Below are 12,547 nucleotides of genomic sequence, written 5' to 3'. Positions count from 1 at the left end.
ACCCGGCCGCAGTCTGCGGGCACCCTCACTCGTTCGGGGGCGGGAGCGCGGAAGCGCGACGCTGGGCCCACAGTGCGCGCGCGGACACGACGTACGCCTGCGCGCGTGCGATGTGGCCCCTGGGTGCGGGGTGTTCGGCCATCCGTTCGTAGGAGGCGGCCATTTCGTCGACGAACCGGCGCCCTCGCACCGTGAGGTCGGGCGAGCCGACGAGGGCGGGCAGGGCGGCCCCGACCTGGGCACGGTAGCGCGCGTGCTGGGCCCACGCCCAGTCCCGGTCCGGGAGGCTGCTGACGAGTGCCCGGCGCTGGTGGAACGCGGCCATCGCGAGATGGGAGTACGTGCCCTGGAGCAGGCCGTCGTAGGGCCTGGGGTCGGCGCGCCAGGGTGCGAAGTAGCGCGCTTCGGGGCCGGCTCGGTGCAGCGTCACCAGGTCGCTCAGGGCGGCGAGTTTGGCGTGCTGCAGCTCGTGGACGAGGGTGGCGGCGAGGGTCACGGGGTCGGACGGTGTGCTGCTGAGGAGGGCGCCGAACGCCTCGCGGCGGGTGGCGCTGCAACTGCCGCGGCCGGTGCCGACGTCGGGCGGCGTCTCCAGCGGGACCAGGCAGCGCAGCAGGGCACCCGCTTCGGCGAGGCGCTGCGCGCCGCCAGAGCGGAGGGCGGCGGCCGCGCCCGACCAGGCCTGGAGCCATCGTTTGCGTTCCGCGTCGTCGAGTGCGAGCGGTGTGTTCAGGTTCCCGTAGCGGGGGCCGCTGGGCAGTTCGCGGTACGGATCGAGGTCGTCGAGCGGCATGGGCGGTGCGGTCGGCGTGAGGCCGGGGAGGGCGTGTGCGGGCGTCCAGGCGAGGGCGCCGGACCATGCGCCTACGCCGCTCTCCAGGTGGACGCTCACGTCGGGGGCGCCCGCCTGGCGCAGGACCAGCCGGCCTTCGGCGCAGGTGACGTCGACGGGTACGTCCCCGGACTCTGCCGTGTGCAGGGCGCCGAGGGACGGGAGGGCGAGCACTCCGTCGCGGGCCGTGAGCCGGGTGGTGAAGGGGATGCCCGATCCGGCGGCGACGACCGCGGCGATCGCGCTGAAGTGGGCGAGGTCGCGCCGCAGCCGCCGGGTCCGCTCGTCGCCCGCCGGTCCGGGGCCGGCATCGAGGCCGCGAAGACACGACCGTGCCCAGGGGCCGGTGAGCGGATGGAAGAGTCGGGCCCTGGCCGGGTTCGCGGGCGGCGCCGTGACAGGGCCGGCGGCAACGGCGGGGGGCGGGCTGGACGTCGCGTGGGCCGGGACGCCGTGAGCACTCCGCTCGCCGGGCGGGGCTGGGCGCTCGCCGGGCGCGCGGGGCGTGGCGTCGCGGTCGGTTCGCGTTCCGGCGGAGCCGCGCCGTTGCTCCGGGTTCCGCGCGTCGGGTGCCGGGATCCGGTCAGCCTCGGTCAGTAGCGCCCAGTCCTCGCGCAGCCTCACCTTCTGCGCGGCGGTGCAGACGGACCGCTCGGCCGCCTCGGCCGCGTCGAGCACGGCACGCAGGAGGAGCAGCCGCCGCGTGTCCTGGTCCCGCACGAGGAGCGTCAGGGTGTCGGGACCCCCCTCGCTCCGGGCCAGCTCGAGGAGGGCCCGGTCGGGCACCACCGGAAACATCACGAAGCACCCCCTTCGGTCGGGGCCGGTCGGGTGCGGGCAGGTCGACTCGAGTCCAGGCCCGTCGACCCCGGACCGGCCACAGCCGAGCCGCCCGAAGCCGTGCCGGCCGGCCGCGGGCCCGTCGCAGCCGGACCCGCCCCGGACGCACCCGTCGCAGCCGGACCCGTCCCGGACGCACCCGTCGCGGCCGGACCCGTCCCGGACGCACCCGTCGCAGGTGGACCGGTCGAAGCCGAAGCCGTCGCGGACGAAATCGTCGAGGCCGGACCCGACGAAGCCGGGGAGGCCGCAGCCGGACCCGTCAAAGACGAACCCGACGAAGCCAGCCCAGCCGCGGACGATCCCGTCCCAGACGAACCCGTCGCACCCGGACCGGCAGAGGCCGGACCCGCCGCGGACGGCCCCACCGAAACTAAGCCCGACGAAGCCGGGGAGGCCGCAACCGGACCCGTCAAAGACGAACCCGACAAAGCCAGCCCAGCCGCGGACGATCCCGCCCCAGACGAACCCGTCACACCCGGACCGGCAGAGGTCGCACCCGCCGCGGACGGCCCCACCGAAGCGGCAACGGCCGCCGCCGACGGCCCCACCGAAGCCGAACCCGTCGCCGACGGACCCGTCGCCGCGTCGGCAAGGCGTGCGGCCACGTGTCGGATGAAGCGCTGGAGGTCGGCGCAGTACACGGAGGGGTTCCGGAAGCCGTGCCCGGCGCGGTAGCGGTGCGCGTAGTGCCCGCCTCCGCAGACCCGCAGCAGCGGGCACGCCCGGCACTGTCCCGCGAGCGATGCCCTGCCCGCCTGCCTGGCGACCACGCCGGGGTGCCGCAGTGCCTCGTCGAACGTGTTGCGGAACACGTCGAGGCCGGTCCACGCGGCGCCGGGGTACGCCGATTTGAGGGAGTCGACCTGCTCGATCGACCCGTCGGTCTCCACGACGACCGCGTCGAACGGCGTGAGCCCCAGCGCCTCGGTGGCCGCGGGCAGGCCCACCAGGAGCGCCAGGCACTCCTCGAAGAGCCGCACCCGGACCTCGCGCCGCCCGGCGGCCCACCAGCGGTCGAAGACGGCGCACAGCCAGTCGCCGTAACGGACGCCGGTCCGGCCCGGTGGCGGCGCGGACCAGTTGCCGTGGGGCAGCAGCAGGTCGAGCGCGGGCGGACGCAGGTCGAGGAGCGACTCGTACGTCTCCACCGGGTCCAGCGTCGGATCGACGACGGTGAGGACGCCCGCGTACGACTCCGGGAAGCGCTCGGCGACCAGGCGCGCCCCGCGTGCCGCGGCGGGCCAGGACGGGCGGCCCGCGTGGTCCACCCGCCGTCGGTTGTGGGCGGCGGTGCCGCCGTCGAGGCTGATGCCGACGCGGACGTCGGCGTCGGCCAGTACGGCGAGGCGTTCCTCGGTGAGCAGCGTGGCGTTGGTCTGCACAGTGGCGTGGACCTGACATCCGTCCGGCACGCGCTCCCGCACCCGTGCGGCGACCGCGGCGAGCGCACCGGCGCCCGCGAGCAGCGGTTCGCCGCCGTGCAGAACGAGGGCGAGGTCACGCAGCCCGTGCCGGGCGGCGTGCTCGGCGATGCGGGTGGCGGTGCGGTCCAGGACGGCGGCGGAGGCGGCGGCGGGACGGCCACGCCAACCGCTGTCGGGGCCTTCGTAGAGGTAGCAGTAGGTGCAGGCCAGATTGCAGCGGCCGTGCACCTTGACGATGAACTGGCGGAAGGGGAAAGGTCCTTCCGGACCGGCCTGCGGCTCGGGGAGGACGGGAGCCGGTTCGGTAGTGGCGTGTTCCGACACTCCAGCACCCCCATGCCGTACGGTCCGGCCGCCGTTGCCGCGAGTCGGCGCCACGGCCTCGTGCCGCACGGAGCCGCATTCCCGGCGCGGCACGTGCCCAAAACTCGCCGCCGTGAAAGTTGTCCTATTCACACATCTTCACCGGGTCACCCTCGGCTCAGAAGGAGTTGTCGAAGCCCCACAGCATCTCGCTCGGCTCCGCGGCTCGCGCCCTCAGCTCCCCCAGCACCTCGCGCAGCACCGGATGCTCGATGGTGCCCAGCTGTGCGAGGTCCAGTTCCAGCAGGTCCGGCAGTGGCTCCTCGTCACCCGGAAGCACCGGCTCCGCCCCTGCCCCGTCCCGTATGTCCATTCCCCGTTCCTCTCCTCTGGCCTCTTCAGGCATGTGGCCGTCCGGACTCACTCCAGGTCGGCGAGCCGGCGCGCCGTCTGCCGTGCGGTCGGTTCACCCGTGCCCAGACGGTCGTCCGGCAACCGGTCCCACTCCGCCCCTGCCGCCCGGTAGGCGTCCCGGGCCGCGCGGGGCCGGGCCGCCGCCTCGAAGGACATACCCCGCCAGTGGTGAGCCTGCGCGGCGAGTTCCACGGCCTCCTGCTGCCGGCGCTCTGTTTCGGCCTCCTCCTCCGCCCGGCGGGCCGACTCGGCGGCCGCCCGGAAGGCGTCGACCGCCACGTCCAGCCGGGCCGCGCGGCCCAGACTCTGGAACGCCTCGAACTGGGCCTGCCCGAGCTCCAGTCGGCAGCGTGCCGCCAGCAACGGGTCCTCCGCGTCGGCCGCCGCGAGCCCGAAGAGATGCTCGGCCTCCCTGAGGTCGACCCGGTCGCCACGCGCCTGGTACCGGAGCATGAGCGCCCGGCCGAGCAGCAGCAGCCGGTGGGCGACCCGCCGGCTGCCCGCCGGAGTCTCCATCCGGCAGTCCCGCAGCACCCGGATCGCCCGGGACAACTGTTCCTGCGGCCTGGTGGCGGGCTCCAGCGCGGCGAGCCGCAGCAGGACGTTCCCCCACTCGGCGAGCACGTCGGCGTGCGCGGGCGCGTCCCGGGGCATCCAGTGCGCCGCCTGCGCGAAACGGTCGGCGGCCCGGTGCAGTTCGGCCGGCTCCCCCGACTCGGCGTAGTGCGCGACGGCGATGCGTCCGGCTCGGACCAGCAACGCCGCCCGCTGCCCCTGCTCCCGTACGCGGCCGAGGGCCTCGTCGGTGCGGGCCTGGGCCTCGTCGAGCGGGCCGCCCGACGACAGCAGCGCGTCGACCAGGTCGATCAGCACCCGGACCCGGTCACGGACGGACTCGGCGGTGTCCTGCGCCGGGCCGGACTCCAGCACCCGGCGCAACGACCGCGCCGACTGCTCCGCGTACAGCCTGACCTGGGCCGGGTCCGCCGTCACCTCCGACAGCCGCAGCAGGGTGCGGCCGTGGGCCAGCAGAAGCTCCGAGGGGCGGTCGCGCCGGTCGGGCCAGGCGTCGGCGAACGCCTCCAGCATGCCGACGGCGCTCTGCAGGAGGGCGCTGTCGCCGCCCAGGCGCCACTGGGTCTCCAGGGAAGCGACCCGTTCCAGGGTGAGCCGCAGCGCCTCCTCCTCGTCCAGGCCGGGTGCCGCGCAGGCGACCGCGTACTCCCGGTCGGCGCGGCGCAGCAGCTCCAGCGCGCCGGACCGGTCGCCGCGCCGTCGCGCGTCGGTGGCGGCGGCGTGGAGCACGCGCGCGAGGACGGCGCGTTCCCGCAGGGCGTGCGGGTGCGCGGCGGCCCGCTCGGCGGCCCGCGTGGCCTCGTTCAGCAGCGCGGCACCGCCCTGCGCCTCCCACAGCCGCAGTGTGCAGCGCGCGTACTCGCCCCACAGTTCGGGGTCCGCGCCGGCCGGCCGTTCGTGCTCGGCGGCGCCGCGCAGCAACTGCACGGCGTCGATGACGTCCTGGATCATGCCCTCGCCGTCGAACCGGGAGAGCAGGGCGCGGGCCCGGACCACCGCCTGGTGCGTGGGCCGCTCCGCGGAGAGCCGCGGCCCGCTCCGGCTGTCGTACGTCGCGAACTGCTCGGGCAGTGGCATGAACCGCTCCAGGATCCGCGCCGCGATCTCCGCGAAGGGCTGCGGGACCGGGTCGGCCTCGCCGTCGCCGCCGTTCTCGCCCAGGTAGCCGGCTCCGGCGCCGGAGGCCTGCGGGTGGGGGCGGCCGGGACCGCCGTCGCCGAGCTGGGCCAGGGCGAGGGCCGGGAAGTTGGGGCCGCCCTTGCCGAAGTGCTGCTCGATGTACTCCGAGCAGTGCTTGAGGACCAGCATGGCCTCGTCCCGCCCGAGCCGGGACAGCAGGGCCTCGCGCACCTCGGGGTCGATGTCGTACCACTGCGAGCCGTCCCCGCCGTGGTCCGCGCGGGCCCGGGTGACCAGGCCGCCGACCAGTACCTCGGCGAGTTCGGACGGCCCGGAACCGGGCAGCATGGTCCGCTGCACCAGCTGCATCACCGGGAGGCAGAGCGGGGTCGCCGCGAGGTAGACCGCCAGGCGCGCGGCGGCCGGAGAGGCTCCGGCGCTGAACCGGCTGACCCGCTCCAACGGTGTGCGGCCGCGGTCGGGGCGGGCCGTCGGGGCGGCCGGCTGATCGGCGCGCACCCAGCCCACGGCACCCGGGACCGGACCGGCGCCGGACAGCAGCCGCGCCCAGGAGCCGAGGGCCACCGGCTCCGGCGGCAGTACGGGGACGGCCAGCGCGCCCCGACGGGGCTCGGCGGGCGCGCCGGACGCCGTGCGCACCCGCAGCAGGGAGCCGCCGCCCAGGGTGTCACCCCGCGAGAGGCCGCCGAAGGTGACGGGCAGCCGGGTGCGGTTCCACATGCGCTGCGGCAGCGGCTGGAGTACGGCGACGGGGCCCTGCCGGGACAGGTGGTGGAGCAGCCGGTGGGCATGGCCGCTGTGCCACAGCGGACCGGCGCAGTCGCTGATCAGGACGACGATCCGGCGGCCGGTCGGATCGCTGAGCCGGTCGGCGGAATGCAGCGGCGCACCGTGCGCGTCGGGGCTGCGGCTGACGGCCGGGCCCCCGTCCAGTCCCTGGTGCAGATGACTGACCTGGACGTCCGAGAAGGCTCCCAGCCGGCTGAATATCTGCGCCAGTTCGGCGAACAGCCGGCCCCACACGAGCATCGAGGAGGAGGTGTCCATCACCAGTTGCAGACGGGCGTCGCCGCGGGACACGTACCGGCGGACGGGGAGGATCAGTCCCCCGGCCCGGGCACTCGTCTCCGCGGTCGCGACCTCGTCCAGCTCGGTCCGCAGCGGTGTGGCGGGGCTCCGGTAGCCCTGCAACGGGCGTAAGGCGCGCTGCAGTTCGAGCGGCGCGGGCAGCACGGCGGCGGCGGGCACGCCCACCGGCAGCGCGCGGGCCCGGCCGGATCCACGCACCCCGGGCCCGTCGTCGGGGGGCAGCGGGTAGAGGGCCACGCGCCGGGCGGCCGGACCGCCCGGCGGCTCGGGTGCCGGGGGCCGGGTCTCGTCCGGTGGCAGCGCCAGGGGCCGGGTGGGGGACGGGCCCGCCGCCGGGGGCGCGACGCGACTGCTCGGGGCGGGCGGACCGTCCGTGGCGTCGGCGGGCCGGGTCCACCGGGCCAGCCAGAGCGCGTCGCACAGCTGCTCGGCGTCCGGATCCAGGCCGATCTCCCGCATCCGCAGGACGAGTTGGGCGAGCGGGTCGTCGGCGGGCACGGCGGTGCGCTCAGCGGACGAGGTGGAGTGCCCCGCCTCGGATCCGCCGTCGCCGGGGGTGCCCGGACCGTGCCGCGCCGTCGCGTCGGGCATCAGCGCGTCACCTCGGGCGGTCGAGCCGCTGGATGAGCAGGTCGGCCAGGCGGTCGCGGCTCGGCGTGGCGGCGGCGTCGGTGAGGTAGATCGCGTTGAGCAACTGGTCCGTCGCCAGCAGCTCGCTGCGGGACCGCTCCAGGAACCGGGTGACGAGATCGTCGCCCGCGCGTGCCGCCTCGTCGCCCAGGTGGGCCCGTACGAAGGTGGCGAGCCTGTTGTGATCGGGGCGGCCGAGCTCGAGGTGGATGCAGCGGCGCATCAACGGGGCGGGGAAGTCCCGTTCGCCGTTGCTGGTGAGCACCACGAACGGGAAGGCGCGGCAGCGTACACGGCCGTCGCGCACCGGCACCTTCTCCCCGTCCGCGGTGAGCACCTCGGCCGTGCGGTCCGGCAGCCGGTCCGCGATGCGTTCCAGCTCGGGGATGGCGAACTCGCCCTCCTCCAGCACGTTCAGCAGGTCGTTGGGCAGGTCGATGTCGCTCTTGTCCAGCTCGTCGATGAGCAGTACGCGCGGCGTGTCGGAGGGCAGCAGGGCGGTGCCGAGGGGGCCGAGGCGGATGTAGCCGCCGATGCCGTCGACCGCGCCCGGCGCCCCGGCACCGGGTCCGGGCCCTCCCTGTGCGGCGATCTGCACGTCCTGGAGGCGGGCGATGGCGTCGTAGTGGTAGAGGCCGTCCTGGAGTTCGGAGCGGCTGACGATGGACCAGCGCAGTACGTTGCCCAGGCCGAGTTCGTACGCCACCGAGTGGGCCAGGGTGCTCTTGCCCGCGCCGGGACTGCCGGTGACGAGGAGCGGCCGGCGCAGATACAGCGCGGCGTTGATCATCTCGAGTTCCTCGGCGCCCGGCCGGTGCAGTTCGGCCAGGTGCCGGTGGGCGCCGAGCCTGCGGTCCTGGGACCCGTCACCGGCACCCGCGGCCTCCCGGCTGGTGAAGTCCCGCCAGGGGGGCGGGTCGGGAAGCCGGTCGATGCCGTCGTGGGGTTCGCCGGCGCCCCGGTAGATGAGCCACTCGCTGGATTCGGTCATGATCCAATCCTCGTCGTCACTCGTCCGGGGGGCGCTGTCGTCGTGGGGCGTCCATCACGGTATCGATCCTGAACGGGACTGATAAGAGGCCCATCAGCAATGGGATTTGGAACGTGAACGGGGAGACGCGGGCGGCCCGGAGTCAAGGTGCCTCCAGCAGGTCACCCGTACCGGGCAGAGGCTGGTGCGGGTCGTCGTACAACAGCACTATGCCGTTGGCCCAGAAGGTCTCGGGCCGTCCTGAACGCAGCCTCGAGCGCAGGTCGCGCACGGCCTCCGGCAGCCGGTGCGCGCTGGCGGGGCCCGCGATCTCGTCCAGGGTGCCGCGGTGGAACTCGCCGCAGAGCGCCTCCGGCAGTCCTTGCCGACGGCGCCACAGGGCCACGCCGAAACCGCCGCGCACGAGCCGGGCGAGGCCGTCCGCGTCGCCGTCGTAGCTGTGGCCGTCGGCGCGGCACAGCACCGGGACGGTGCCGTGCGCCAGGCCCCGCAACTCCTCCACGGACGGCACCGGTTTACGCAGCCCGTCGTCGCAGTCGAGGACCGCGGCCGTCACCGGGTGCGCGTGCAGCCAGCGCCAGCGGGCCCTGCGCTCCTCGTCGATGTCCAGCCGGTAGTCACCGTCCGGATCCGCCGCGAACCGCTCGCCGCTCCCGCGGTTCTCGGCGTTCCCGGCGTTCTCCGCGCTCTCGGTGTCCGCTGCGTGCTCGGCGTGCTCGGCGTTCCCTGCGTGCTCGGCGTGCTCGGCGTGCTCGGTCAACTGGTCGCGGTCCGAGCAGCGCAGGACGACCGGGCGCTGAGTGCCGAGCCGCTCCTCCTCGGGGCCGAGCCGCCAGTCGTCCACTTCGAGTGCCAGCAGCGAGTGCTCCGTCGCCACCTGCAGGACCGCCGGCCGGCCCGGGGTGTCGCACTGGCGGAACGCCTCCCTGAGCGGAGCCGACAGATGGGCGGCGAGGTCACCGAGCGGAACCCGCTCGACCTCCTTGAGGCGCTTCGTCTCGCCGCCGGACCGCACGACGAAGACCGACCAGTCGCAGCGGTCCGGCTCCCAGCCCCGCCGCACGATCTCGACCAGCACGGACGACTGCGCGGACGACCGCCCGCTCGCCGCCCGTGCCGGATCACCGGCGGACGCTCCGCTCCGCCCGGCGCCCATCACCGGGGCGGGTCGGCGCGCCGCCATCCTGTTGATCCGTCGCTCGACGAGGGCACTCCGGCGGCCGGGGCCGAGCCGCTGGGCGGCCTGCCAGACCCGGGCCCACAGGGCTTCCTCGGCGGCCGGCGTGCTGGGCGCGAGGAACGGGCGGTCGGCGGTCATGGCGTGCACCGCGTAGTCGAGCACCAGGTAGAGGGCCCCGTCGTCGCGCGCGTACTCGTACAGGGCACCGAGTCCGTCACGCCAGCCGCGCGGGGCGGGCAGCGGAGACGGAGCCTCGAATTCCGGCAGCGAGTCGAGCAGGTCCAGCAGGGAACGGGTGCTGGCGGGGGGCGGCAGGTCCGCGAGACGGCCGAGCAACTGGACGCGCTCGTCCGGACTCAGGGTCTGACCGGGCCGGGCGCCGAGCTGACTCTGCACGTCGGCCCAGGTGTGGCTGCGCGCGTCCGGATGGCGCTGCCGGTCCCGGTGGTAGCGGTCGTGGGCATGGACGACCGCCTGGTACAGGTCGTCGTGTTCGGTCTTCAGCTCTGCGGAGGGCACGGACAGCGTCCGCAGTTGCTCGAGTCCGGTGGAGGTGCCCCCGCGCGCGTGCTCGGAGCGCGACTTCAGTACGCCGATGACCTCGCCGCGCTCCGGATCGATCACGGGGCCGCCGGAGACGCCGTCCGGCAGGTCGTTGTCCCCCAGCCGCATCTGGACGTCCGTGGTCCAGCCGCCGATGGTGCCCTGCACGGTGAGGGCGCCGTCCAGCATCCTCAGCCGCCCGTCGATCACCGTCCAGCCCGCGTACAGGACCTTGCCCTCGCCGTAGTAGGCCGCCGGGCGTTCGGAGAGGTACACGCACTCGTGGTCGGCCGGCTCGTTCAACTGCACCAGCGCGAGGTCGGGGGCGGGCCAGTTGCCGGGCACGGATCCGACGCCCTCGGGAAGCGCCGCCGCCACGCGACCCGAGACCGCGGACATGCCGCGGCCCGGTGCGGGCTCGTACACCACCACCACCTCGTCCCCCTCCCCGCCGCAAGCCACGTGTGCGCAGGTCAGAACCCAGCTCGGCGCGACGAAGTAGCCGCTGCCGAGGAACGTTGCGGGCTCGTCCAGGGCATACCCGGCGTCCGGCCGATGAATGCGCACGGTCGCCGCCATGACGAGGCCACGCAGCGCACGGCGTGCCGCGTCGTGGGCGCCCGATGCGCCGGGGGCGCGTCCGTCCGTCATGCCCCGCCCCCGGAGGGGGCGTCACCCGTCCCGCCGTGCCCCGGAGCGCGGGCGGACGCGTCCGCGGGGGTGTCGGGGGGCTCACCACCCGGGGCGGGGGTGTCGGGCGCGGCCGGATCCGGTGGTCCGCCGTTCCACGTGAGGGTGACCGTGATGCCGGCCTTGGCCTCGCCGTCGGCGAGGAGACCCACGACCTTGCCGGCCTTCGCCGTCAGCTCGATGCCGAACTGGACGCTCACCTCGTCCGGCCGCACCGCGCGCAACGGTTCCGACAGTGACCTCGCGACGCCGGTCACCAGCGAGTTCAGGCTCTCCACGCTCGCCTCGACCCGCTCGGCGAAGCCGGTGTCGCTGTACGACAGTTGCCCCGGCGGGGCCGGCAGCTCCGCCGCGCCGGAGATCCGGGCCCAGACCGGTGTCCCGTCCGGCAACACGATGCGCGTGACGCGCGTCCCTTCCTGTGCCATGCGATTCCCCCGTTCCCGCGCCCCCTCGACGCCGGTCCCCGGTGCGACGCCCACCGCGGGCTTCCTTCGACGCGAGGGCCCCGACGACCCCAGGAGGCGCACCCTTGTGCGCGCCTATCCTTGTGCTGTCTTCCTTCACACCTGACGGAAAGACCCCATCTCTCCACCCTGCAGGCACAGGGTTCTTCCCTCACCGGAGATTCCCAACCCTGCAAAGACACGACGGAGCACGATCCATGTACTTCACCGACCGCGGCATCGAGGAGCTGGAGAAGCGGCGCGGAGAGGAGGAGGTCACCTTCGAGTGGCTCGCCGAGCAGCTGCGGGCCTTCGTCGACCTGAACCCCGACTTCGAGGTGCCGGTGGAGCGACTGGCGACGTGGCTGGCGCGGCTGGACGACGAGGACGAGGACGAGTAGGCACACGCGGGTCCTCCCGGACCCGTCGGGGTGCCTTGGGGACCCGTCGGGGCGCCTCGGGGACCGCTCGGGTGTGTGGGTGGTCTTCGGACCGGAACCCGTCAGGCGCGCTCGGCCAGGCCGTGAGCCGTGCCCAGCGCGCCGAGCGCGCCGAGCGTGCCGTGCGCGATCAGCAGCGCCCCCGCCGTGGCCCATCCTCCGCTGTGGCGCCGCAGCCCCCAGGCGATGAGGGACAGGCCCGCCGCGATCTGGGCCGACCCCAGGGCGCGGGCCCCCGGTCCGCCCACCCACGGCATCCAGGCGGCCAGCCGGCTCTCGTCGGCCGTCGGGCGGCGTCCGGCGGCCTCGGTCCGGCGGGCGCCGGGGAGTGCGCGGGCGAGAGCACCGAGGCGGTCGGCGCCTTCGCCGGGGTCCAGCCCGACGGGGAGGGCGACCCCCGCGCGCGCGAGCACCGCGAGCAGTCCGCGCAGCCTGGCGCGGGCGTCGGCCTCGGGGTCCGGCCTCGTCAGCCGGTCCAGCGACTGGACGTCCAGGACCGGGTCCAGCCCGAGCCGGGCGGCGAAGGTACGCATCGCCTCGTCCTCGCCGACCGGCGTGCCGTTCGCGAGCCACACGTAGCCCACCGGGCGGCGGAAACCGGAGGCGAGGACGTGTCCGGCCCGGTCGGCGTCCCACCACAGGGCGAGGACGGGCCACGGGGCGCCGACGGCGAGTGCCGCGGCCCAGCCGGTGACCACACGGTCGACCGGTTCGCCGCCGTCGCGCCAGGGCCGGCCCTCCGGCACGAGCGCGCTCCATCCCTCCCCGGCCGGGACCAGCGGCATCCGTTCGCCCAGCAGCGGGGCGACGGCGGCTACGGAGTCCGGCTCGGCGCGGCAGAGCAGCAGGGCACCGGGAGCGGGCACGGGCACGGACTCTTCCGTCGACATATCCACAAGTTAGGACAGTTCGGCCCACCCGGCCGATCGTTGATCACCAGAACGGGTGTCTTGACTTTCCGTGTCCGCGATATATCGTGAATTGCGAAGGACGCGATATGGCGCGT

The 12,547-nt window shown here is 74.9% G+C and carries 8 protein-coding genes and 1 pseudogene; 1 reads left to right on the top strand and 8 read right to left on the bottom strand.

The genetic code is table 11. The features are described from left to right. Positions 1-25 precede the first annotated feature (25 nt). The 7 genes and pseudogenes from ACGH7X_RS26315 to ACGH7X_RS26285 all read right to left on the bottom strand — a co-directional run bounded on the left by ACGH7X_RS26315 (position 26) and on the right by ACGH7X_RS26285 (position 11,083). Entirely contained in the window at positions 26-1,630 is a 1,605-nt protein-coding gene (locus ACGH7X_RS26315; RefSeq protein ID WP_399897369.1) for an aKG-HExxH-type peptide beta-hydroxylase, read from the bottom strand. A 608-nt stretch (positions 1,631-2,238) separates the two neighbouring features. Continuing rightward, a pseudogene (locus ACGH7X_RS26310) lies at positions 2,239-3,336 on the bottom strand (FxsB family cyclophane-forming radical SAM/SPASM peptide maturase); the annotation flags it as partial. A gap of 244 nt (positions 3,337-3,580) precedes the next feature. Then, the gene (fxsA, locus tag ACGH7X_RS26305; RefSeq protein WP_399888758.1) at positions 3,581-3,775 is read right to left on the bottom strand and encodes an FxSxx-COOH cyclophane-containing RiPP peptide; all 195 of its coding nucleotides are present in this window, start codon (positions 3,773-3,775) and stop codon (positions 3,581-3,583) included. Between the two features lie 47 nt (positions 3,776-3,822). Continuing rightward, positions 3,823-7,212, bottom strand: a complete 3,390-nt coding sequence (locus ACGH7X_RS26300; protein WP_399888754.1) for an SAV_2336 N-terminal domain-related protein — start codon at positions 7,210-7,212, stop codon at positions 3,823-3,825. Between the two features lie 7 nt (positions 7,213-7,219). Continuing rightward, on the bottom strand, positions 7,220-8,242 hold the full coding sequence (locus ACGH7X_RS26295) for an AAA family ATPase (protein ID WP_399888751.1): 1,023 nt from the start codon (positions 8,240-8,242) through the stop codon (positions 7,220-7,222). A gap of 142 nt (positions 8,243-8,384) precedes the next feature. Further along, a complete protein-coding gene (locus tag ACGH7X_RS26290) occupies positions 8,385-10,616 on the bottom strand; it encodes a trypsin-like peptidase domain-containing protein (protein ID WP_399888748.1) in 2,232 nt (743 codons plus the stop codon). Then, positions 10,613-11,083, bottom strand: a complete 471-nt coding sequence (locus ACGH7X_RS26285) for a CU044_2847 family protein (RefSeq protein WP_399888745.1) — start codon at positions 11,081-11,083, stop codon at positions 10,613-10,615. The genes ACGH7X_RS26290 and ACGH7X_RS26285 overlap by 4 nt, the downstream gene beginning before the upstream one ends. Positions 11,084-11,319: 236 nt before the next feature. Between ACGH7X_RS26285 and ACGH7X_RS26280 the strand changes: the two genes are divergently transcribed. Then, positions 11,320-11,502: a DUF6104 family protein gene (locus ACGH7X_RS26280; RefSeq protein WP_217167622.1), complete on the top strand. Its 183-nt coding sequence runs from the start codon at positions 11,320-11,322 to the stop codon at positions 11,500-11,502. Between the two features lie 101 nt (positions 11,503-11,603). On the opposite strand, the gene ACGH7X_RS26275 is transcribed toward ACGH7X_RS26280, so the two are convergent. Continuing rightward, positions 11,604-12,431, bottom strand: a complete 828-nt coding sequence (locus ACGH7X_RS26275; RefSeq protein WP_399888742.1) for a hypothetical protein — start codon at positions 12,429-12,431, stop codon at positions 11,604-11,606. Between the last annotated feature and the right edge of the window lie 116 nt (positions 12,432-12,547).

Source organism: Streptomyces sp. BBFR51, from assembly GCF_044591655.1.
In the GTDB taxonomy this organism is placed as follows: Bacteria; Actinomycetota; Actinomycetes; order Streptomycetales; family Streptomycetaceae; genus Streptomyces.
The sequence above is the reverse complement of the archived record's forward strand: the minus strand, read 5'-3'. Positions and strand labels throughout refer to the sequence as shown.